Consider the following 22,488-nt stretch of genomic DNA (forward strand, 5'->3'; position numbering starts at 1 on the left):
AAGATGAAAATTAGATGAACTCTCCCTCTAATCTCAGAAAAATAGGAACGCAACGACAAAAGACACACGGCTAAAACAGCGCAAAATAAAACACCGCCCTACCAAGTCATGGCAGGACGGTGTTTTAAGAAATGTGGCTTGAGCATCTTTGTGAGCTTTTACCGGCTCACCAGTATGTAGATTGCTCTGAAACTGTAACTACTTCAGTTCCTTGGAGGACAGACCCAGGGTGCGGCGAGCAACGACCAGCTGCTGAATCTGCTGGGTACCTTCGAAGATGTCCAGGATCTTGACGTCGCGGGACCACTTCTCCAGCAGGTTACGCTCAGAGTAACCGAAGGTACCTGCCAGCTGAACGGCACGGAGGCAAATCTCGGTGCCTGCACGGCCAGCCTTGGCCTTACACTCGGAAGCTTCCAGAGTGTTCGGCTGCTTGTTGTCAGCCATCCACGCAGCGCGCAGAGCCAGGAGGTATGCAGCCTCCCAATCGGACTCCAGCTTCAGGTACTCAGCTGCAGCAGCGCTCTGGGTGTGTGCCGGTGCATCGTAGTCAATCTCGATGCCAGCCTCTTCCAGGATGCGACGCAGCTCTTCCAGCGAAGCACGGGAGACACCGATGGCCATACCCGCAACCAGCGGACGAGTGTTGTCGAAGGTCGCCATTGCGCCGGCGAAGGACTTCTTAACATCAATGTCCGGGGAACCAAGCAGGTTCTCCTTCGGAACGCGGACGTTGTCCAGGCGGAGCACTGCAGTATCCGAGGAACGAATACCCAGCTTCTCTTCCAGACGCTCCACGGTGAAGCCCGGAGTGCCCTTCTTCACCAGGAAGGACTTGATGGCAGCACGGCCCTTGGACTTGTCCAGGGTCGCCCACACAACGACGGAGTCGGAACGCTCACCAGCAGTGACGAAGATCTTCTCACCGTTGATGACGTACTCGTCACCATCGAGCTTGGCGGTGGTGGAAACTGCGGAGGAGTCAGAACCAAAGGACGGCTCGGTAATTGCCATGGAAGCCCAGGTCTTACCGAAAGCTTCCAGCTGCTCATCAGTAGCAACAGCTGCGATGGCTGCGTTACCCAGACCCTGGTACGGCAGGGACAGGGTCAGGCCCACGTCACCCCAGCAGGTCTCAATAACGTTGAGCAGCGAAGCCATGTTGCCACCGTTCTTTACACCGGTGCGCTTCGGCTTCTTATCGTCACCACGTCCACCGGAAGCACCGGAGAAGCCACGGCCACCATCTGCCATGCCGTCCATCATGGAGGCAAGGGTGTCGAGTTCCTTCGGGTACTCGTGCTCAGCGAGATCGTACTTACGGGAAATCGGTCGGAAGATCTCAGCGGCGGCCTGATGCGACTGGGACGCGCCCGCCTTGAGGAACTTCGGCAGTTCGAGGTTAATCATTTTCTTTCCTCTTAATTCTTTTCGGCTGAAGTATCTAGCGGTTTACAGAACGACGATGCCTTCGGCGACACCAATTGCGCGGAGGTCACGGTACCAACGCTCAACCGGGTGCTCCTTGGTGAAGCCGTGTCCGCCGAGCAGCTGCACACCGTCGGAACCAATCTTCATACCCTTTTCAGTGGCGAAGGTCTTAGCCAGAGCTGCCTCGCGAGCGAAGCCGCGCCCCTGGTCAGCGCGGGAAGCACCGCGGAGGGTAATCATGCGGAGACCATCGAGCTCAATCTTGATGTCGGCGACCATGAAGGCCACTGCCTGGCGGTGGGAAATCGGCTCGCCGAATGCCTGACGCTCGTTGACGTAAGGAATGACGTAGTCGAGAACTGCCTGAGAAGTACCCATTGCAAGAGCTGCCCAGCCGAGGCGGGAACGACGCAGAATGTCGAGGTATGCCTCTTCGCGATCTGCAGCCGAGGTGCTAGCGCCGCCGAGAATGTTCTCAGCCGGAACCTTGACGTCCTTCAGGATGACGCGCCCCATTGCGGCACCGCGCAGACCCATGGACGGGTCAGCCTCAACGTGGAGACCCTCAGTGTCGGACTCAACGATAACCAGAGCCGGCTTACCCTCGAGCTCAACACCGATGATGAACAGCTCAGCTGCGCCGGCGTTCGGAACGAAGGACTTAACACCGTTGAGGACCAGCGAATCGCCCTCGCGCTTTGCGGTGGTTTCAGGCTTGCGTGCGTCGAAAAGCGGGCGCGGCTCTGCGAGCACAACAGCGGCAGCCGGGACGTTCTCGCCAGCGAATGCCGGCAGGTAGGTCTTCTGCTGCGAGTCGGAGCCGTGAGCGGTCAGGGTGGCAGCGACACCGGCCGGAGCCAGCACTGCCAGAGCCAGACCCATGTCACCGTAGGACAGAGCCTCCGCGACCAGCGCGTTGGTGGTGACGTCCTCGCCGGTAGCGATGCCCTCGAAAGCCTCCGGGACGTTGATCATAGTGACGCCCAGCTCAGAAGCCTCAGAGACGAGGTTCTCCGGCGGAGTTGCCTCGTGGTCGGACTTGTAAGCAGCCTCGCGCAAGCGAGACTCAGCAAACTCCTTAACCGTCTCGACGATCATCTGCTGATCCTCGGTCGGGGTGAGGTCGAAGAGCTTCTTTGCCTTCTCCTCGGCTGCGGCCTCCTGTGCAGCCTGGGCTTCCTCAGCCGGACGCTCCGGCTTACCGGAACCGGAAATCTTCTTAAACTGACGGTTCGCGGCACCAAGGGTCTTAAAACCGGACTTGGTGGACTGGTACACCACGCGGTCGATCTTTGGCTGAAGGTCGTACTTCTGGGCGAAGTCCGAACCAGTAATCGACGTGATGAACCGCATTGCCGCTCCGATAGCGTCGCGACCAGGGTTATTGCGGCCGACAGTCGAATCTTCGCGGTTCTTCTTCTCGCTCATGTGATCATGGCCTTTCGAGTCAGAACTATTACTGGCATAACAATAAAACAATCACGTGACCGTTGTCACAAGAATTGAAAAAACATTGCTAAGTAACAGAAAACTTTCAGGCTTCTAACTTGTCAGGCGATAACGCGGTTAACAACGTAGTTGCGATCAGAGAGCTCACCAAGCAGAGCCTCGGGCTCGAAACCGTACATCGCCCAACGGGCACGCGCAGTCCACGCAAGCGCATCTTCGCTGCTCAAACGGTGAAAGTTAACCTGGTAGCCACCGGAGTAGACATGCAGCAGTGTGTAGCCACCGGGGTATGCTTTGCACGCGCCGGCCTCCAAATAATCAACGCCGGCCCCAACATCACCGCGAGTACGCTTTGCACGGTGGGTGTGACCTGCCCCCGCGAAGAATACACCCGGAGCGTCGTTAAGCATCTGCTGCAAGCGTCGTGCATCAGCACTGTTGAGAATGAAGGTGGGGCCGGCAGCATGTGTCCAACCAGCCTCGGAAGTAATTGGGTGATGAGCCAGCACAACCGTCGGCTTGCTGGGGTCGCGCTGCAATTCCCGCTCCAGTGCATCGAACTGTTCCGGGCTAATTTCGCCGCCGGACTCATCCAACTTCGATGAATCCAGACCGATGACGCGGACCGGCCCCTGCTGAGTGACCCACAGTTCCTGCCGCGGACGCCCCAGGAGAACACCGAAGGGATCGCGATGATTCTCGGTACCCTCTAAAACCGGGAATTCGTCGTAGCCAGCAGACGAATCGGCATCCGGCTTATGCGGACGATCATGATTGCCGCGGGTGACAAACCAGTGCCGCTCCTGAGCACCAAAAGTATTCATAATCTCGGCAAATCGACGCACCTCCGCCGGACGTGCTTCCGACGTGGCATCACCGTTGACGAAAACTTTATCAATACCCATCCCGCGCAGCTCGGCGAGCGCAGCCGTCAGCATGACCTCGGGGTACGGTGCGGCACCCGGTTCAGAAAAGATAGGAGCGGGGAAATCACCGGTGATAATACCGTGCCCATTTTCGCCAATATGCGCATCATTGAGGATGGCAATCGTGGTCAGGTACTCCCCTGCCGGAGCGACCAACGTCGTGAACTGTCCAGTTTGCTCGGGTGTATTGGGGAGGTTTCGGGTAATTAATCCCGGCTCGGCGACCAGCCCATTCGATCGACATTCGAAACGGTACGTGGTTCCAGGCCGCAGCTTATCGACGGTCACAAAGTGGTAGCCAACCTGCGTCTCGTCCTTATGTACCACGGGTAGCTCGCCGCCCTCATCGGCATCGACTGGCACTAGCGCAACTTCCGTGTCGGCCGGTGCCAGTGGAGCCAGCTTCCCCCACGCTGGATGTGGGCCTGCATACGTCGCCCACGAAAATGTTACCGACGTATCGGTCACGGTCACGACTTCCAGGTCCGTCACAACAAGCCCACTGGTCAAACCAGTGAATGGAAACGGCACCTGGTTCGGGGCCGCCGATGCAACTGCTCGCGTCCCGACGCTATTGACGGCAACCGCTACGGCACCCGCACTCGCTACTGCTCCCGCTGCTGCTCCCAAGCGCAATACGGATCGCCGATTAACTTTCTTATTCCCATTTACCGAAGTCACGGGTGAAGAAATTACGGGATAAAAATAATCCCGGTGATAACACCGGGATAACTACACATGAATTCGCCGGCCAGCCGTGGTTTTCCGGCTGGCCGCTACTTGAATAACTTCAGGCTAGAAAGAAGCGCCGCTTACGCTTCCGGCTTCACAATCGGGAACAGCACGGTTTCGCGAATACCGAGGCCGGTCAGGGCCATCAGCAGGCGGTCAATGCCCATGCCCACACCGGTCGTCGGCGGCATGCCCTGCTCCATTGCGTGCAGGAAGTCCTCATCCAGAACCATGGCCTCGTCGTCGCCGCCGGCGGCCAGTCGCGCCTGATCCTCAAAGCGCTCACGCTGGACAACCGGGTCAACCAGCTCGGAGTAGCCGGTAGCCAGCTCGAAGCCACGGACGTAAAGATCCCACTTCTCAGTCACGCCTGGATTGGAGCGGTGCTGACGAGTCAGCGGAGAGGTCTCGACCGGGAAGTCGCGGACAAAGATAGGACCGTCGAGCTGGTCTTCACAGAGCAGCTCCCAGATTTCCTCGACCAGCTTGCCGTGGCCCCAGCCGCCCTTTTCCGGAACCTCAAGTCCAATCACATCGGCAATTGCCTTTAGCTCATCGACGGTGGAGTCGATGGTCACTTCCGGCTGACCAGGGAACTTGCGAGCAAGTGCCTCGTTCAGCGACGGGTACATCTCAATCTGCTTCCACTCGCCGCCGAAGTCGAACTCCGTGCCGTCGGCAAGCGTGACAGTCGTCGAACCGAAGACCGCGACACAAATTTCCTGAATGACCTCGCGGACGGTGCGAGCGGAGTCATCGTAGGTGCCGAATGCCTCGTAGTACTCCAGCATCGCGAACTCCGGGCTGTGCGAGGAGTCGATGCCCTCGTTGCGGAAGTTACGGTTGATCTCAAAGACTCGCTCCATACCGCCGACGACGCAGCGCTTGAGGAAAAGCTCCGGCGCGATACGCAAGTAGAGATCGATGTCCAAAGCGTTGGAATGAGTCACGAACGGACGTGCAGCTGCACCGCCGTGCAGAGTCTGCAGCATCGGAGTTTCGACCTCGAGGAAACCGCGACGCTCAAGAGCGTGGCGCAGCTCGCGGATGACCTTGATGCGAGTCAGTGCATTAGTACGAGCCTGCTCACGCATAATCAGGTCCGTGTAACGGTGACGCACGCGACTGTCCTCGGACAAATCAGCGAACGACACCGGCAGCGGACGCAGAGCCTTCGAGGCCATCTGCCACCTGGTAGCCATCACGGACAACTCGCCGCGGCGCGAAGAAATTACGCGGCCAGTAATAAGGACGAAGTCGCCCATATCTACGTCCGACTTCCAAGCAGCCAGGGCGTCCTCACCGACCTCAGCCTTGGAAAGCATGGCCTGCAGGGTCGTGCCGTCACCCTCCTGCAGAGCGGCAAAGCAGAGCTTGCCGGTGTTACGAATAAACATGACACGACCAATGACGGTCACGACATCCTGAGTCTCCTCGCCGGCCTCGAGGTGGCCCCACTCTTCGCGGACATCCTTGAGAGAGTGAGTACGGGGAACCTCAACCGGGTACGGCTGAATTCCAGCCTCAAGCAGGCGGTCACGCTTCTCTCGGCGGATGCGCAGCTGCTCAGGAACGGTGGCGGTGTTTTCAGGGGTTTTCTTCGCGTCAGTCACGGCTATAAAGGTTAGCCGACTACACCGCCGACCTGCTACTCGCCCGCCACTTTGCGAAATACTCGGCTGACTACTCCCCCGCCTGCCGCCAACCTCGACGAATGTCCTCCACAATTCGAGGATGAGCAAGTGTCGATGGTTCCAATTGTTGCGGACCGTTATCGGCACCGAACACGGTCGCAGCTCGGGCCACGTCAGGAGTGAGGAATTTCAGCGGCGGGGCGCCGTCGTGAAGCTCGAGCGTAGGAGACTCAGGCTCGGCCTGCGCGAGTACAAACCCCCAGTCCCCGAAGGTGGGAACATGCACGTGGTACGGAGTGGTCGACCAGCCTGCGGCGCGAATCGAGCTGTCGGTGCGCCAGAAGGCCTGGGGCGTCGAAAACGGCGAACCCGACTGCACCACCAGCTTCGCGCCCGGCGCGGCCACCGTGCGGATCAGCCCGTAGAACTCCTGAGAGTAAAGCTTGGCTAGCACTGCGTTGTCGGGATCGGGAAGGTCTGCATAGATGGCGTCGAACTTCTGCACCTGCGCCCTACCACGTGCCTGATCGTGGAGCCATGCGAAAGCATCCGCAGTAATCTTCTTCACTCGGGGATTGTCCAGGCTGCCGCGGTTGTCTTCCCGCAGCACAGTGCGGGCGACCTCGATGACGTCCGGATCCAAATCGACCTGAACAATGCACTCGATGTTGGGCATCCGCAGCAGCTCCCGGGCAGCCAACCCATCACCTCCGCCGAGGATCAACGCCGACTTCGTTTCTTTATCCACCGCCGGGTAGACCAGCGACTCGGTGTAGCGGTACTCGTCACGACTGGAGTACTGCAATCCCCCGTCGAGATAAAGCCGCCGGTCCCCGCCAAATCGAGTGACGACGATGTCCTGATACTTCGAGTGCTTGGCAAAAACAATGGGCTGGGCGTAGAGCGACTGCCGGGCGGTCGCCTCAATATCCCGGATTCCGGCCAGTAACGCTACCAACCCAACCAGCGCCGCGACGAGGGCGGCGACAGATGCGACAAGTGCCCGGCGAGACAACATCTGCTTCAGTAGCAGCGCGGCGATTACCAATGCCGCGGTGACGTTGATCAGTCCAGCGATGGCAGTGGCCTTCAGCATGCCCACCGTAGGCAGGAGCACAAACGGCCAGATTAAACCGCCGACCAATGCTCCGAAGTAGTCCGCAGCGTTGAGATTCGCCAGCACGCGACCCGTATCCTCGGCGGAGGACGTCCGACCGGTCTGCAGAAGTGTCATGAGTAACGGCACCTCGGCACCAACCAGCGTTCCGATTATGAAAGTGGCGGCGACCAATGCTCCGAGGCTCTCACCTGTAACCGAAAATACCCAGTACAGGGCTGTTGCGGACACACCGCCGAGCAAACCCAAAGCGCACTCGATACCGAGGAAAGACAACGCGGCACGGCGCACAAACGGCTTCGCCGCCACGGCGCCAAAACCCAGCGCTGCGACATAACCGGCCACAATCAGGGAATTCGCAACGACGTCGCCGCGGCCAAGAGAAGCCGACAGCGCCAGTAGTGCCAGCTCATAGACCAGGCCACAAGCAGCACAAGCCGCCACAGAGCCCAGCAGGAGAGCCCTCCAGCGCCGGGAAGTTGTGGTGGTCTCCATCTATGACAGCGCCACCGCGTTAATCACACCAATAACGATGAAGGTGGTCGCGGCCAACACCGCTCGGGGGCGTACCTTCGCGTCCATCACGACATCGCGGAAGCGCCCCGGAATCAGGGCTTCCAGCACCAGCAGCGATGCTGCCTGCAGCACAATGCCGAGGGCACCATAGACGAGGGTCTCCCCCAGGCCAATCATCAGGGCGTCGTCGGATGCGCGGATTACTGAAACGACAATGCAGGCCAGCGCAATCTGCTGTGAGCCCGCTATCATCGCGGCGCCCGCACGGTTTTCGAGAAACACCAGGTCGCGCAGTTTCCCAGGGGTAATCAGATCAAGGACAATGAATCCGACTACGAGCACTAGGGCACCCGCAAGGAAGTAACCGATGGTGGCCGGCACTCCGACGGCCAGATGCTCGCCCACTGTTGAGGCCACGACCGACTGCGCTGTCTCTGATGTCTCCGACTGCGCCGTGAGGATAGCCGTCCCGGTGGTGGCCGTGTACGTTACTGGTCCCATGTTTATTTCGCTCCTCCAAAAGATCCGGCCGATCCACCCGAACCGCCGGAGGGGGCGGAGGGACCGAAACCGGGGCCGAGATAGATGAAGTGCCCACCCGAATAGCGGCCACTAAGTGATTCTCTGGTTATCAGGCACGTGTCCTTCGCCCCTGCCTCAGGGGTCTGACGCGAAACGATGAACAGGTGCTTCTTCGTCCTCAGGTACGCCGCCCCGCCATCTTCGTTGTAAGCCTGTGGCTTGATCTCTTCTTTCAGCTCACGCCCCACCTCAATGGGATCGCGGTCGCCACAGGTCCAACGTCGATCAATTCCGCTACTGACCTGCGTCGCAGATGCTGCGCCGGGCGCGGACTGATAGCGCTCGCTAATCCTCTCTTCCGCAGATTTCCCGCCGACGAAGAAACCGGCCAGCGTGACCATAATGCCGACAACGATCAGTGCGTAACCAATACTTCCGCGTCCCATAGACTCAGGAACCTCCCTTTACGCGGTCTGCCTCAGCCCCATGGTTATCAGCAACGGCAGTCCAACTATTCGATGTCCACACGAGCTGCCTCGGCGGGTAGCCGTGCCACGTATCCCAGCGATACCCCTGCTCAATCGGCTCCGCAGACAACACAGTCAGCGCGCCGGGAGAACCGGGAAACTCTGCGACAACCGAATGGGGATGCCCCGCTCCGAACTCACGCCGTAAAGCATTTGTGCGCTGAGCGAAGGCTTCTGGCGAGAGGTTCTCCACACGAGCTTTCACCATCACTCCCGCCCCGCTCAGGGGCACACCGTGTGCCGCGGTACAGGAAATCTCCTCGGTAAAGCACGGGTTCTCCCGCTTACCGACGAAAACCACATGCGACGCTCCGAGGACTCCGAGCGTCAACGACGGTGTCGTGCCGTCGGGGTGAGAGATAACCGCCTCGCAGAGGGTGTCCGGTACTTGGCCGTCAAAAGCAACGCGGAGTTGCTCCGCAGCGGTGTCTTTGAACGGCACATCTAGAATTGCCAGCGACATAGCGACCGTCACTAGCGATTGTCCGTGTCCGGATTATGGTCCGGCGCTGCCATAACATCGATCTCACCGGGGAGAATCCTAATACCGGTGGACGCCTCCCACATCGAGTCACCGTAGCGTTCCAGTCCGAGCAAGCGACCGTCACCGGACTTGTAGTCGACGAAGTCCGTAGCCCCCTCGGGCGGCAACCCAGTGGTGCCAATCGCGGTGTAGCGGGCGGTCCCCCGCTCTTCCTCCCAGTACTCCACACCGTCGACAACGATGGGATTAGCTGGTTCGAAGCTACCTGGAAGCTTGCGCCACCAGGTGAGGATGACTTCACCCTCATCTTCCTCAACGCCGAACCAAGAACCATCTGCCCCACCGTCGACAAGATGCTCCCACCAGCGGAACGGCCCCTGAGAGAGCTCAAGTGATCCGCGCACAACGTGGGAGGCACCACCGTAGTTCAGGATTGCGCCCGGCGCGACAGAGGTTGGGCCGTACTTGCGGTATTCATCAGTCATCAGCGGATCGACGAAGCGCTCGCGATCAGAACCCGGAACCTGAGTATTCCGACGCGCTACAACAACGACGATGATGCCGATGGCAACGAGGATGATGCCGATTATGACAATGCTGTTCACTAAGATTAATCCCATCGATAGTGTGGTGGCGCTGAGAAAACGCCCGATTACTAACTTTCTACCGAATACAGTCGCGGCGCGTCGTCGAACATTATTTTCATTCGAGACGCGCCGCGATAAGTCTACGCGCTAATCCGCGCGTTTTGCTTAGCTCCTTGCCAAGGGCAACCTACACACCAATCTTCTTGCCATCAGTGCGTACAACCTGAACGACTGCCGGGCGTGGCTGCTCCTTGCCACCATCCGGCCAGTGCGAGGTCGGGTTGGTGGTCGGGTCCGGGTTGTCACCGACCGGATGACCCTGATCCGTCTCGATTTCGCCCGGGTGCTGGACGTTGACCATCACGCGGTTGGAGAAGATCTGCGGACCGCAGGTCTCTGCAGCAACCGGAACAGTCAGGAAGCACTTGGTCTCACCACGACGCTCGCCTTCGACAGCCACGGCGAACAGGCCGTCGTTGGAGTCCAGGGCGTTGCCGTCGGTGGAAACCCACAGGTTGCCGTACTCGTCAAAGGCGACGTTGTCCGGGCAGGAAATTGGCGAGACCGATTCCTTGTCGAAGCCACCGAAGTAGGTGTAAGCCTCGTTCGGGTCACCACAGACCAGCAGGAGGTTCCACTTGCCCTTGGTGCCGGCGTGGTCATCTTCCATCTCCAGAACAAGGCCATTCTTGTTCTCGGTGATTGGTGCGACCTCAGTCGCATCCTCGTAGGGTCGCCCTGCACCATCAGTCTTCTTGGCGGCCTTGTTGTCCTGAGTCTTACCAGAGCTATCCGGGCTCGCCTTACCGCGGTACTTATTGTTGGTCAGCGCCGCGTAGACCTTACCGGTCTTCGGGGATGGCTCGATATCCTCTGGACGGTCCATGCGGGTCGCACCGACCTTGTCACCGGCGATGCGGGTGTAGATGCAGACCTCTTCGGCGGTCATGCCATCAACGTGGGACTCATGCTTGCCGTCTGCCTTGGCGGTCATCAGCGGAAGCCACTCAATGTCACCGTCGAAACGGCCGTCCTTCGGCAGCTCACCGGAGCCGTCAATCTCGGACTCGGAATTGCCGTTGAACTTACCGACGTAGAGCGTGCCCTCGGACAGAATGCCCATGTTGTGCTTGAGGTCCCCTTCCTTAATCTTGCGGGAGGAGACGAACTTGTAGATGTACTCAAAACGCTCATCGTCGCCGGAGTAACACACAACCGTGCCGTCGTCGGTCACGTAAATCTGACCGGCTTCATGCTTGAAACGGCCCAGTGCGGTGTGCTTGACTGGGGTGGAGTTCGGGTCAGATGGATCAATCTCTACCAGCCAGAAAAAGCGGTTCGGCTCATTCGGTTCCTTGGAGACATCGAAGCGGTCATAGTACTTCTCCCACGCGCGGTCGGACAGCTCTTCGTTCTTGACCGAGTAGCGCTTGAGCTTCTTAACTGCGTCCTCGTCCTTGAGCTTGCCAACGTTGCCGAAGTACTGGTCAACGTTCTCCTCACCGGACAGGTAGGTACCCCACGGAGTGACGCCGCCGGAACAGTTGTTCAAAGTTCCCTCGACCTTCATACCGGTCGGGTCAGCCTTGGTCTTCAGCAAATCGTGACCCGCAGCCGGGCCGTCGACTGTGAACTCGGTGAAGCCGGTGATACGACGGTTACGCTTATCGCTCAGAATCGGCTTCAGGAATCCCTTGTCATCCTCTTCCACAGCAAGGATGGTCTGACCATGGGCAGCCAGCCCAATGTCGACCTGCTCCTTAGTGGCGTCTTCCTTCTTGTAAGCACGGAACATCATCGGCTCGGTGGTGTACTCGTGCGAGCAGACGTACAACAGTGTGCCGTCTTCAGCCTTAATCAGACCAGCGAAGTCATTGTTGAAGCCGAACTGCTTCTTCTGGTTCTCCGGAGTCTGCTTGTCAAAGTCGAACTCCGGGCCACCCTCGTGGATTGGGTCGCCCCAGCGAATCAGAACATTCTGCTCGTAACCGTCCGGGATAACAACCGCGTCTTCCTTATTCGGCTTGACGACGTCGAAACGCATGCCCTCCGGCGATTCGCCCTTGCTGTCATCACCAGCAGCTGCGGTACCGGAGACATCGGAGCCACCTGCGGCGCTGCCCGAACCGTCGGAGGAACAAGCGGCCAGCACGGCGCCACCGCCGACGGCAAGAGCACTAGCACCAGTGACCTTCAGTGCAGCGCGACGGGAGAATGCGCGCTGGGAGAATGCCTGCTTCGCAACATCACCGAAGTACTCGTTGTCAGAGAACTCATTCGGGGCATCGTCAGCACAAGCATTACCACACTTGTAAGTACAGGTCAGGGAGCTGCGTGAGGTAGCAAAAGAATTCGTCAGCAGATTCTTGCCAATGCGAACCACGGGGAAACCGCCTTTGTATAGCTTCGACTAGGTGAGGAAATGGAAAACTAAAACTTTTAGATCCTCTAAGAAGCTAAGGACGTTGCGTTACCTTTCGGTTTCTAAAAATTAACTCAAGAATGAGCTTTAGCTGACGGTCTAATGGCTTAAGCTTTAACGCAAAGTGAACACCCTGGTGCTGTGGTTTTCCAGCTCGTTTTTCTCTCCAATTACGCAGTCGAGCCCTAGCTCTGCGGACTACGTTGACTAGCCCTGGTTCTCCGGGCTACGCGGATTCTTCAAATCAGAACCCTCCGGCACATCCGCCGGGTCATTGCCACTTTCCAGAATCTTGTTGTCCTCATCGACGAAGATGACATTCGGCTTGTAAGTACGCGCCTCAGTGTCATCCATCATGCCGTAGCCGATGATAATAACCAGATCACCCGGCGAAATCAGACGAGCAGCGGCACCATTGATGGAAATGATGCCTGAGCCGCGCTCTCCGGTAATGCAGTAAGTGGTAAGCCGGTTGCCATTATTGATATCGACGATATCGACGGCTTCACCTTCAAGCAGGTCGGCCGCTTCCATCAAGTCGGCGTCAATCGTGCACGATCCAACATAGTGAAGATCAGCCTGAGTCACCGTGGCACGGTGAATCTTGGACTTCAACATAGTGCGAAACATGAAAAAGGTAGGTCCCTTCCTGGATTCGTCCCCTGGATGCTTGCCTACCGCGGCACCCCTTAGCGTGGCAGGTTGTTAGTCGGCACACTATAATACGACAACTTCCCAGCCACGAAAAACTACTTCGAAAAGCCGTCCTACTCGCTGTCCTGTTCAACGCCAAAGCCAGCGTCCTTCAGGTTTTCTCTGCTGGACTCATCTTTCAGGCGGGCATCTCGAGCAGCACGGACCTTTTCCTGCAGCTCAGCCAACTCAGCGGCCTCTTCCTCAGTCAGCTCGCCGTCCAGCCCCGCAGCCGACAGGGCCGCCGACGCAATTTCGGCGTCCTTCTGCCCGAGCTGACCGAAACCGGTAGCCGAATCCGGGCGCGGCGCACCCAGAATCAAGCCAACATTATCAATGAGACGAGTAGTGCCGACCTTCGCAGCAACCAGTAGGCGAGCTTCAGTCTCCTGACCGTCGCCGCGCAACGCCTCGTCGGAAAGCGGGGCGAGCGCAGCGTCACGCAGCTCCAAGTAATCCAACTCGACCTCAGGCTGGCTGGCGAGCACACCACGCGCGGTTTCCAGCACAGCATCCGCACCACGGTCCGCGACAAAAGCACCGGCAGTCAGCGCAGCGGACAGGGTAACCGCAAGATTGCGCTGCTCCTCGGACAGGTAGCGGTTGCGAGAGCTCATAGCCAGACCGTCGGCCTCGCGAATCACCGGTACACCGTGCAGCTGCACCGGCATATTCAGGTCAGTGACCATCTGCTGCATCAGGCACAGCTGCTGGTAATCCTTCTCACCAAAAACGGCATCAGTGCAGTTGGTGATGTTGAACAGCTTGTTGACCACCGTCAACGCACCGGCAAAGTGCCCCGGGCGAGTAGCACCTTCGAGCTCCGAAGCCAGCGGCCCCGGCTGCACCGTCGTGCGGAAACCGTTGGGGTACATCTCCTTCGCGTTCGGAGCAAAGACCAGCTCAGCACCGACAGCGCGGAGCTTCTCTACGTCTTCGTCCAGAGTGCGCGGGTAGGCATCAAAGTCCTCCCCCTCACCGAACTGCAGCGGATTGACGAAAATCGACACCACCACAACAGCGCGCGGCAGCGTCTTCGCGGCCTGTACTAGTTCAAGGTGCCCCTGGTGTAGCGCACCCATCGTAGGTACGAGCACCACCGGCCGCCCGGTCTTCCGCAACGCACGGGTGACCTGCGCGATTCCAGCAATAGTCTTGTGAACAGTTGTCTCTCCGGCGGTATACCCCGTCATGTTTCCTCCGCGTTCAGATCTACCGGACCAAACTTTTCGCCCGACGGCAATACCTTACGCCACCTCCCGGATGACCAGAACAGCCAGTCTACTCAGTTCATCGGCGTAGGTACCGCAAAACCTCGTTGGCGCCGCGTAGCTCGGCGATGCGCTCGGCAAGGGCCAGGTAGGCGGTTCCCATTTCCGGCGCCACCGCTTCAATTTCACGCTCGTGCTTGACGACGGTTCCAAGGTCGTCCCGCGTCACCGGGCCAGTCAGCCCCCGGGACCCCCACCTCAAGGCATTGTCCAATGAAGCTTCCAGCAGTGGACGGAGCAGCTCGGCGGCCTGGCCTCGACGCAGCTCAGCTATGTCGGTGTCTTCGGCTGCTGCATCTCCGCCGATAGTGGTTGCCAGCATTTCTACTGCATCGACCACAACTGCGCCCAGACCGTTTGAGCCGTGGGCCATAGCCGCGTGATAGAGGCCGCGGTGACGTTCGTTGATGAACACCGGACGACCGCCGAGTTCACCAATGAGCAGTTCACTGACTGTTTTCGCGAGCTCGTCCCCGACCGTGATACCCCAAGGGCAACCGGTCAGGAGCTCGGAGTCGTCGTCAAGCCCTGCGAACGTCATTGCGGGATGGGCGGCGATGGTCAGCGCGCCGGTGAGCGCGACCGGATCGAGCACAGCCCGCCCGAGGGAACCAGAAGTATGCATGACGATGCGTCCGGGGCCGACATGGCGGGCGACTTCCTCGGCGACCTCTGCGATGGCGCGATCCGGCACAGCGATGACGATGAGCTCGCAGGTGGAAGCTGTGTCGGCAATGCTACTGACCTGTGCGTTCGGGAGACGTAAATGCGCGCGTGTGACAGATTCTGGTGAGCGCGCGACCACGTGAGTGACACGATGCCCACAGCGCTCTAACGCTTGGCCGAGCGCAACCCCGACCTTTCCGGCAGAAATAATCCCCACCGTCAACCGCGGAGCGGTTGTCCGATGGGGATGGGAATCAGGCTGGCTTTGCGTCATGACTGACTAGGTTAGACCAAACCAGCTATGTGCGGTGAGTAAGCCGCGCACACTCGGTAAGCGACTAGGCTTCTTCGTCCTCGCGCTGCTCCCTCTTCTTGCGCATCTGCGCCATCAGCTCGGCGACCGTCAGGCTGCCCTTGTTGTCCTCCGCACGGCGCCGACCGTGGCTTGCAGGCTCCTGCTCAGGAGCCTGAGCTGGCTCTTCTGCGAGGTCCTCATCGCGAATAGTCTGCAGCTGGCGAGTCGGAGAGTCCGAGGCGTCGTCCGATTCCGGCGCAGCGAATGGGTGCCGTGCATCGTGTGCCTCGTGAGCACCGCCCTGAGAATCATCCTCTGCGGCGTCCTCAGCCGGGGTTTCCTGCCAGTTGATGGCGCGGAAAGAGTTAGTGGAGAACTTCTCCTTGGAAACGGTTTCGTCATCCTTGGAATCGGCGACTTCGTGGACGTCAACCGGCTGGCCAGACGGCGAGAATGTACGACGCATGTCGGTGGCCTCGGCATCTTCAACCGGCGAAGCGGAGGATGCAGAGCCCGTGCCGCCGTGCTGGGTATGAGCGCCGACAGTGCCGTTAGCGGTCATCTCAGCGCGGTGGGAAGTCGCGCGTGGTGTCGGCCGGTCGTGACCGGTCGGATCCTTCATCGGTGAGGCCTGCTGTGGCGAGTCGAGCTCACGCAGACGCTCGGCCTGGGCGCGAAGAGCCACCTGCTCGTCGTCGAAATCCTCCCCCATGAACTCAGCAAGCTGGGCGCGCAGTGCAAAGACCTCAGCGCGCAGCGCCGCAATGTTGTCATCGTTGTTGCCCTCAAGCGAGTCCAGGTAGTTCTGCTCGAGAATCAGTTCCTGCTCACGGTGAGTGGCCAGCTCGCGGTCAAGCTCCACCTTGTGCAGCTCCTCGATTGTCTCCAACCGCTTGCGCTCCAGCGCAATGGTCTTGCGGTATCGAGTCACCAGCACAGCTCCGATAACTGCCGACCACAACGCCAGCAGCACGGCAACCTTCATCCACCCGGCAGAGGAGGCAAAGAGCATGACGATACTGGCAATCACCGCGAGCACCAGCAGCACAACCATGAGAATGACGGCGGTTTTCTCCGTCATACCATCGGTAGAACTAAATTTCGTCACATCATTGCTCTGCTCATCTGCATATGCCGCATCAGCCCCGGAGTTAGCCCCAGCGGAGTAGCTTTCGAAGGCTGAAGAAGGCGACGGAGACGGAGACTCAGCCATATCCGACGAAGTAGCTGCCGCGTCGCTCTGAAAATATGCGGCATCACCCGAGCGCTTCGGATCATTACCGGCGTTGGAGAGGTCAGTCATAACTCCCACCCTACCGAGTTAGTTCCCATTTCCCCGCTAGGAGGCGAAGAATTTTCGCCATCAGTTGGCAATTGGCAAACTTTTTCCAGCCACAGCCCCGCCGCAGCGAGCAAAATGCCGGATACTGTGCCGACAATCATGATCGGCCCGTCGGCCTGTGCGGCCGCAAGTTCCGTCCACTTCGGCAAGGCCCACAGCACGCCTCCGGCGTACAGTCCTCCGAGAATTGCACCCAACCATGCGGATGCCGTACCGACCACCAGCCATCGCGACAACGTTAACGGCTGAACCTGGCTGCGATCCTGCCCGACCTTCCCCTCTTTCAGCACCGACTTAATCCACCGCGCTGCCGCCACACAGACAGCTGTGAGCAACCAGGGAAACCCCAAGTCCCACCAACTTCGCGGCCCGAGCGCACCGAAAAACTGTGCCAGGATCATCCATGACGCCAGCGCGAGAACCAGCGCAGATGCTGCCAACGTAATCGGTGAGGTCGGTTTCATCTCTAGGCCTCTTCTCCATCCGCGCTGTCTGCTAGGCGCACCGCGTTTTGGTCTTCAGGTGCCAGCTTATCGACGAGTTCCGCGACCCGAACTCCCTCCAATTCGGCATCCGGGTCGGCATCGAGCCACGGCACCAGCACAAAAGCACGCTCGGTTGCCCACGGATGTGGCAGGGTCAGAGTCGAATCGTCAGAGATAATCTCCTCGCCGGTGTTCTTGTCGATGACCTGCACAATGTCCACGTCGAGCGCCCGTGGCCCCCAGTGAATTTCGCGCACTCGACCAGCGTCATTTTCCAGTTTCCAACCAGCTTCCAGCAGCTCCATTGGTGTCCGGGAGGTATCGACAATGAGCACGGCATTGAGGAAGTCACCCTGCTCTACCCCACCCCAAGGTGGGGTGGCATAAATTTTTGAGGCTGCGACCAATTCATCGGCGAAGAAGGCCTGCACACCAGTTAGGTTTTCTCGCGCGCGGTCCATGTTCGCGCCGATAGAAAGAACTGCGCGAATCATGCCAACCGCTTCTTCCGCGAACGGCGGGCTGTCACCGCAGCGTCATCAAAGTCGAGCGGAATGGGCGCATGCGGTTTGTGAATGGTCACTTCCACCGCATGTAACAGCGGGGACAATCCGCGTTCGGCGCGGCCATCGTCGTCGGCAAGCACTGCTTCGGCAATCTCGGTCGCGACAGTTTCGATGAGGTTGCGCGGAGTGCCGGTCAAAATTCCGTGCGCTGTGGCTGCGATGTCGGCGTAGTTGACGGTGTCGTCCAGCTCGTCGCTGGCAGCGGCACCGGAGAAATCCAGCCACAGGGTGACGTCACAGATGAAGTCCTGGCCATCGCGGCGCTCGAAGTCGAGACAGCCGTGGTAGCCGCGGGCTTTCAGACCTTTGAGTTCAATGCGATCAGCCACTGTGTTTACTCGTCTCCTTCCAGAGCCGACTCGGCTGACGATTCAGCAGTCGACTCGTCGTGCTGCGCAGCGCGGTTAGAGCCACCTTCCGGATAGTCGCCAGCTGCGGTGTAACCGGTCAGTGAGCGGCCAAGGTTCCATGCCTGCGCCACCCGCACTGCGTCGAGGTTGTCGGCCACATTGTGAACTCGAACCGCCCATGCGCCCGCCGCTGCGGACAGCGCGGAAATTGCGGTAGTCGCAGCATCAGCCTGCTTTGGTGCGCGTGCCTCACTGCCGACGGCGGCGGCGAAACGCTTGCGGGAGGCACCGACCAATACGGGGAAACCGAGGTCAATAAGCTCCGGCAGGCCGTGGAGGAGCGCCCAATTGTCATCGGCGTTCTTGGCAAAGCCCAGGCCTGGGTCGAGGACAATATTTTCCTCGACGATGCCAGCGCCCATGGCACCGTCGACAAGCTGAAGCAGGTGCTCACGGACATCGGCGACAATGCCGTCCGGGTGAGTTTCGGCGCGTCCAGAAGCGGAGCCGAAGCGATCGGTCTTCCAGTGCATCAGACAGATGGGCACATCGGCATCGGCGCAGACTGCGTACATGTTGGGGTCTGCGAGACCGCCGGAGACATCGTTGATGAACACCGCGCCCTCGGCGATTGCTGCCTCTGCGACACTTGCGCGCATAGTATCGACGCTGACCAGGTGCCCGCTTGCCGCGAGCTCGCGGACTACCGGCACGACCCGGGCAATTTCCTCATCCTCGGAAACGCGGTGTGCGCCGGGGCGAGTGGACTCGCCACCGATGTCGAGAATATGTGCGCCTTCAGCGAGCAGCTCGTGCGCATGGGCAATCGCCGCGTCGAAGGTCTTGTACAGGCCGCCATCGGAAAAGCTGTCCTCGGTGACGTTGACAATGCCCATCACTTTGCAGAGCTGATTCTCGATACCCATCTCCGCCTGCTGTCCTGCCTGCGCTTGCAAGGGGGATTCAGTCACCTTGTTGTCCAGCCTTTCCAATCGACCATTTAACTGTTGCGTTAGCTCTTGCGGATCAGCGCCATTGCCTCTGCGCGCGAACGGGCATCCGTCTTGAAGCCACCGCGGACGGCTGACGTCACCGTGCGCGCGCCCGGCTTGCGGATACCGCGCATGGCCATGCAGAGATGCTCCGCTTCAATAACGACAATCGCCGAGGCCGGATCCAGCCGCTCCACCAAGGCATCCGCAACCTGACTGGTCAGCCGCTCCTGCACCTGCGGGCGCTTCGCATAGCCATCGACCAGACGAGCAAGCTTGGACAGACCCGTCACACGACCGTCCTTGCCCGGAATGTAACCAATGTGGGCAACGCCGAAGAACGGCACCAAGTGATGCTCACAGGTGGAGTAAATCGGGATGTCCTTGACCAAAACGAGTTCCTGGTGATCCTCGTTGAAGGTCTTCGCCAGCACCTCAGACGGATCTTCAAACAGGCCCGCGAAAACCTCACGGTAGGCTCGCGCCACTCGCGCCGGTGTCTCCTTCAGGCCTTCCCTGTCGGGATCCTCACCGACGGCAATCAACAGTTCACGAACCGCAGCCTCGGCTCGCTTCTGATCGAATTCGCGCTCCATGATGTGTACTTATCGCTCCTCGTTGGTGTCCGGCTTGTCCTGCCAGGCGCTGTTGTCTTCGTTTCGCTTGACGACGCCGTCTTTATCCGAATCGTGCATCTGTGCACCCTTGTCATCGGAGTTGTCGGCGTTCTTCGCGTTTTCCGAACGTTCTGTGTGTTCCGGCTGCTCGTTATCCGGCAGGCGGAATCCGCGCAGCTCCTGCTGCTGTCCCGCCGACGGCATCACCGTAGTCGGGGTGGCATCGCTGCCAGAGTTTTCCTGGCGGTGACGTCCACCCTGCCTGTCCCACGGCATCTTCGGAGGGGCAGGGATATTCGCGGGGCCGTTGCCACCGTTGCTACCAATACCGGTTGCCTTCGAGCCGAAGTCCGGGGAGCCTGCCGGGTAGTTAGCAGTGCCCGGGTGCTGGCCACGCGCGTTGCCCTGGCCATCCTGCGAACCCGGTTGGCTCTGCCCCTCCGGGCGAGGAGCCGGTGCCGGTGCCGGTGCGGGAGCCGAACCGTGCGTGCTGCCGGTATCCTTCGGCGGCCAACCTGGTGCGGTCCAACCAGCCGGCGGTGGGGTGCCACCGTAAACCGGAACATTCGGTCGGTCCTGCTGGGCGCCCGGCAGACCCGGAGCACTAGCATTACCGGCACCAGCGGAGCCTGCTGGCCCCTGACCATTGCCGTTGTTGCCCGCGTCCTGGTTCTCCGGTTCGCGGCGACGCACCGGCGCGAAGATGTTGACACGCTTCGGCGGTTCCTCACCGCGCTCGATTGCCAACTCCACCGGTGTCTTCACCGGCTCGCGGCCATCGGCCGGGTGTTTGGTGTCGCTATCGAAGAAGTTCAGACGCTCACGCGGAACGACATCGGTGAAGATAACTTCCAGATCCGGACGACGCAGGGTCTCCTTCTCCAGCAGTTTCTCAGCCAGAACATCGAGAGTGTCGCGGTTTTCCTTCAAGATGGCGTAGGCCTCGTCATGAGCCTTATTGATCAGCAAACGAACCTGCTGATCAATTTTCGCCGCCACATCTGGCGAGTAGTCCAGAGTGCCGCTGCCACCACGGCCTACGAACGGATCGCCCTGCTCCTCGCCGTACTTCACCGGGCCGAGCTCTGGCGACATGCCGTACTCGGTCACCATGGCGCGAGCAATTTTGGTGGCCTGTTCAATATCGGCAGAAGCACCGGTAGTCGGCAGCCCGAAGACCAGCTCCTCGGCAGCGCGACCGCCCATGGCGAAGACCAGACGAGCGAAGAGCTCTGGCAAGTTGTACATGCCCTTGTCATCCTCGGGGACAGTCAGCGCATGACCGCCGGTGCGACCACGAGCGAGGATAGTGACCTTGTAAACACGCTCGATGTCCTTCAGCGCCCACGCAGCCAGGGTGTGGCCACCCTCGTGGTAGGCGGTGACCTTCTTCTCCTGCTCGGAAATCACCTTGGAGGTACGGCGCGGACCACCGATAACTCGGTCGACTGCCTCTTCCAGCGCATCCGCAGTAATGATATTGCCGTTGACGCGAGCGGTCAGCAGCGCAGCTTCATTCAGCACGTTCTGCAGATCAGCACCGCTCATACCGGCGGTGCGCTTGGCCAGCGACGTCAGATCCGCATCCGGCCCCAGCGGCTTGTTCCGAGCGTGGACCTTCAGAATTGCCTCGCGGCCCTTCAGGTCTGGTGCACCCACCGGAATCTGTCGGTCAAAACGGCCCGGGCGCAGCAGCGCCGGGTCGAGAATATCCGGACGGTTGGTCGCAGCCATGATGATCACACCTTGACGATCACCAAAACCATCCATTTCCACCAGCAGCTGGTTCAGGGTTTGCTCACGTTCATCATGGCCGCCGCCCATACCGGCACCACGCTGGCGACCGACGGCGTCAATCTCGTCGATGAAGATAATGCACGGGCTGTTTTCCTTGGCCTGATTAAACAAGTCACGGACACGAGAGGCACCGACACCGACGAACATTTCGACGAAGTCCGAACCCGAGATGGTGTAGAAAGGAACTCCTGCCTCACCAGCGACGGCGCGGGCCAGCAAGGTCTTACCGGTACCGGGAGGCCCGTAGAGCAGAACACCACGCGGAATCTTCGCGCCGAGCTCCTCGTAGCGAGCTGGGTGCTGCAGGAAATCCCTAATCTCGTCGAGCTCCTGGACGGCCTCATCGGCACCAGCAACATCCTCGAACGTATTGGTCGGGGTCTCCTTGTTCAGCAGCTTGGCGCGATTGCCACCAAAGCCGAACATGCCGTTCTTGCCGCCTTGCATGCGACTGAAGAAGTACATGATGACGAAGAAGAAGATCACCATCGGCAGCAGGAAGCCCAAGGTGGACATCAGGAAGGAATCCTGCGTGACCTTGGTATCGAACTTCTCCATGCCCTTGGCGGCAGCGACCTTGTCAAAGACCTGGTCGGTCGCACGCGCTGGATACTTGGTCATCACCTTCGTGACGTCCTCAGTACCCTCGACCTCCACGCCCTTCTTCAGGGTGAGGCGAATTCGCTGTTCGCGATCGTCAATCTGAGCTTCCGTGACATTGCTCTTATCCAATTGGGTCAGGGCAACGGACGTATCCACCTCGCGGTATTCCCGGGAATCATCCGCCAGCTGAGTAATAGCAAAGAGGATAATCAGGATGATGCCGGCAACGGTGGCAAACCGGAACACCTTTTTCTTGTCCATACAGTGGGTTCGCTTTTCGCTCTCTACATCTATTAGTTGCTTTTATTAATTGTACGCATCAACGAGTTCTTCTCGAAGACACATCAATGACACAACGTGGGGCCAGGGCTCATGGCACCTGACCCCACAGTAGGCATAACGCATCGCAACCGAAAAAAGTTTCCAACTCCTACTGTTCATAGCTAGAACACAGCTAGAACAGC

Annotated in this window: 20 protein-coding genes; all 20 read right to left on the reverse strand. The window is 59.5% G+C overall.

Annotated features, from left to right (window positions below):
* Window positions 1-198: 198 nt before the first annotated feature.
* Window positions 199-1,410, reverse strand: coding sequence for an acyl-CoA dehydrogenase family protein (locus tag NQ014_RS07140; protein ID WP_016421475.1), 1,212 nt, complete (start codon window positions 1,408-1,410; stop codon window positions 199-201).
* 42 nt (window positions 1,411-1,452) lie between these two features.
* On the reverse strand, window positions 1,453-2,859 hold the full coding sequence (locus NQ014_RS07145; RefSeq protein ID WP_048731769.1) for an acyl-CoA dehydrogenase family protein: 1,407 nt from the start codon (window positions 2,857-2,859) through the stop codon (window positions 1,453-1,455).
* Window positions 2,860-2,981: 122 nt separating this feature from the next.
* Window positions 2,982-4,487 (reverse strand): metallophosphoesterase, encoded by a 1,506-nt coding sequence (locus tag NQ014_RS07150; RefSeq protein WP_257074502.1) that lies wholly within the window; start codon window positions 4,485-4,487, stop codon window positions 2,982-2,984.
* Between the two features lie 131 nt (window positions 4,488-4,618).
* Entirely contained in the window at window positions 4,619-6,151 is a 1,533-nt protein-coding gene (gene lysS / locus NQ014_RS07155) for a lysine--tRNA ligase (RefSeq protein WP_257074503.1), read from the reverse strand.
* 70 nt (window positions 6,152-6,221) lie between these two features.
* Window positions 6,222-7,784 (reverse strand): polyamine aminopropyltransferase, encoded by a 1,563-nt coding sequence (locus NQ014_RS07160; protein ID WP_257074504.1) that lies wholly within the window; start codon window positions 7,782-7,784, stop codon window positions 6,222-6,224.
* Entirely contained in the window at window positions 7,785-8,306 is a 522-nt protein-coding gene (locus NQ014_RS07165; RefSeq protein ID WP_257074505.1) for a DUF350 domain-containing protein, read from the reverse strand. It lies immediately after the preceding gene.
* 2 nt (window positions 8,307-8,308) lie between these two features.
* Entirely contained in the window at window positions 8,309-8,773 is a 465-nt protein-coding gene (locus NQ014_RS07170; RefSeq protein ID WP_257074506.1) for a DUF4247 domain-containing protein, read from the reverse strand.
* A 4-nt stretch (window positions 8,774-8,777) separates the two neighbouring features.
* Window positions 8,778-9,329 carry a DUF2617 family protein gene (locus NQ014_RS07175; protein WP_257074507.1) on the reverse strand — a complete coding sequence of 184 codons (552 nt, stop codon included), beginning with the start codon at window positions 9,327-9,329 and terminating at the stop codon, window positions 8,778-8,780.
* On the reverse strand, window positions 9,329-9,943 hold the full coding sequence (locus NQ014_RS07180) for a DUF4178 domain-containing protein (RefSeq protein WP_257074508.1): 615 nt from the start codon (window positions 9,941-9,943) through the stop codon (window positions 9,329-9,331). Before NQ014_RS07180 ends, NQ014_RS07175 begins: the two co-directional genes overlap by 1 nt.
* A 169-nt stretch (window positions 9,944-10,112) precedes the next feature.
* Window positions 10,113-12,308, reverse strand: coding sequence for a PhoX family phosphatase (locus NQ014_RS07185; protein WP_257074509.1), 2,196 nt, complete (start codon window positions 12,306-12,308; stop codon window positions 10,113-10,115).
* Window positions 12,309-12,554: 246 nt separating this feature from the next.
* Window positions 12,555-12,977 (reverse strand): aspartate 1-decarboxylase, encoded by a 423-nt coding sequence (gene panD, locus NQ014_RS07190; protein ID WP_257074510.1) that lies wholly within the window; start codon window positions 12,975-12,977, stop codon window positions 12,555-12,557.
* Window positions 12,978-13,114: 137 nt separating this feature from the next.
* Entirely contained in the window at window positions 13,115-14,233 is a 1,119-nt protein-coding gene (gene panC, locus NQ014_RS07195) for a pantoate--beta-alanine ligase (RefSeq protein ID WP_257074511.1), read from the reverse strand.
* A 97-nt stretch (window positions 14,234-14,330) separates the two neighbouring features.
* Window positions 14,331-15,251 carry a Rossmann-like and DUF2520 domain-containing protein gene (locus NQ014_RS07200; protein WP_257074512.1) on the reverse strand — a complete coding sequence of 307 codons (921 nt, stop codon included), beginning with the start codon at window positions 15,249-15,251 and terminating at the stop codon, window positions 14,331-14,333.
* Window positions 15,252-15,315: 64 nt separating this feature from the next.
* Window positions 15,316-16,575, reverse strand: coding sequence for a DUF6779 domain-containing protein (locus tag NQ014_RS07205; protein WP_257074513.1), 1,260 nt, complete (start codon window positions 16,573-16,575; stop codon window positions 15,316-15,318).
* On the reverse strand, window positions 16,572-17,078 hold the full coding sequence (locus tag NQ014_RS07210; protein ID WP_049171898.1) for a DUF3180 domain-containing protein: 507 nt from the start codon (window positions 17,076-17,078) through the stop codon (window positions 16,572-16,574). The genes NQ014_RS07205 and NQ014_RS07210 overlap by 4 nt, the downstream gene beginning before the upstream one ends.
* Window positions 17,079-17,080: 2 nt before the next feature.
* Window positions 17,081-17,593 carry a 2-amino-4-hydroxy-6-hydroxymethyldihydropteridine diphosphokinase gene (gene folK, locus NQ014_RS07215; protein WP_257074514.1) on the reverse strand — a complete coding sequence of 171 codons (513 nt, stop codon included), beginning with the start codon at window positions 17,591-17,593 and terminating at the stop codon, window positions 17,081-17,083.
* The gene (gene folB, locus NQ014_RS07220; protein ID WP_016421486.1) at window positions 17,590-17,994 is read right to left on the reverse strand and encodes a dihydroneopterin aldolase; all 405 of its coding nucleotides are present in this window, start codon (window positions 17,992-17,994) and stop codon (window positions 17,590-17,592) included. Before folB ends, folK begins: the two co-directional genes overlap by 4 nt.
* Before the next feature lie 5 nt (window positions 17,995-17,999).
* Complete coding sequence (gene folP, locus NQ014_RS07225) at window positions 18,000-18,941, reverse strand: dihydropteroate synthase (RefSeq protein WP_257074600.1); 942 nt, start codon at window positions 18,939-18,941, stop codon at window positions 18,000-18,002.
* 86 nt (window positions 18,942-19,027) lie between these two features.
* Window positions 19,028-19,603 (reverse strand): GTP cyclohydrolase I FolE, encoded by a 576-nt coding sequence (gene folE, locus NQ014_RS07230; RefSeq protein ID WP_257074515.1) that lies wholly within the window; start codon window positions 19,601-19,603, stop codon window positions 19,028-19,030.
* A gap of 9 nt (window positions 19,604-19,612) precedes the next feature.
* Window positions 19,613-22,285 (reverse strand): ATP-dependent zinc metalloprotease FtsH, encoded by a 2,673-nt coding sequence (gene ftsH / locus NQ014_RS07235; protein WP_257074516.1) that lies wholly within the window; start codon window positions 22,283-22,285, stop codon window positions 19,613-19,615.
* Between the last annotated feature and the right edge of the window lie 203 nt (window positions 22,286-22,488).

Source organism: Corynebacterium sp. 5QC2CO, from assembly GCF_024580435.1.
GTDB classification, from domain to species: Bacteria; Actinomycetota; Actinomycetes; order Mycobacteriales; family Mycobacteriaceae; genus Corynebacterium; species Corynebacterium jeikeium_D.

Coding starts and splice junctions, on each gene's coding strand:
- NQ014_RS07145 (WP_048731769.1), bottom strand. CDS start 2,859: ATGAGCGAGAAGAAGAACCGCGAAGATTCGACTGTCGGCCGCAATAAC.
- NQ014_RS07210 (WP_049171898.1), bottom strand. CDS start 17,078: ATGAAACCGACCTCACCGATTACGTTGGCAGCATCTGCGCTGGTTCTC.
- folK (WP_257074514.1), bottom strand. CDS start 17,593: ATGATTCGCGCAGTTCTTTCTATCGGCGCGAACATGGACCGCGCGCGA.
- NQ014_RS07140 (WP_016421475.1), bottom strand. CDS start 1,410: ATGATTAACCTCGAACTGCCGAAGTTCCTCAAGGCGGGCGCGTCCCAG.
- folP (WP_257074600.1), bottom strand. CDS start 18,941: ATGGGTATCGAGAATCAGCTCTGCAAAGTGATGGGCATTGTCAACGTC.
- folE (WP_257074515.1), bottom strand. CDS start 19,603: ATGGAGCGCGAATTCGATCAGAAGCGAGCCGAGGCTGCGGTTCGTGAA.
- ftsH (WP_257074516.1), bottom strand. CDS start 22,285: ATGGACAAGAAAAAGGTGTTCCGGTTTGCCACCGTTGCCGGCATCATC.
- NQ014_RS07205 (WP_257074513.1), bottom strand. CDS start 16,575: ATGACTGACCTCTCCAACGCCGGTAATGATCCGAAGCGCTCGGGTGAT.
- NQ014_RS07160 (WP_257074504.1), bottom strand. CDS start 7,784: ATGGAGACCACCACAACTTCCCGGCGCTGGAGGGCTCTCCTGCTGGGC.
- panC (WP_257074511.1), bottom strand. CDS start 14,233: ATGACGGGGTATACCGCCGGAGAGACAACTGTTCACAAGACTATTGCT.
- NQ014_RS07200 (WP_257074512.1), bottom strand. CDS start 15,251: ATGACGCAAAGCCAGCCTGATTCCCATCCCCATCGGACAACCGCTCCG.
- NQ014_RS07170 (WP_257074506.1), bottom strand. CDS start 8,773: ATGGGACGCGGAAGTATTGGTTACGCACTGATCGTTGTCGGCATTATG.
- panD (WP_257074510.1), bottom strand. CDS start 12,977: ATGTTTCGCACTATGTTGAAGTCCAAGATTCACCGTGCCACGGTGACT.
- NQ014_RS07165 (WP_257074505.1), bottom strand. CDS start 8,306: ATGGGACCAGTAACGTACACGGCCACCACCGGGACGGCTATCCTCACG.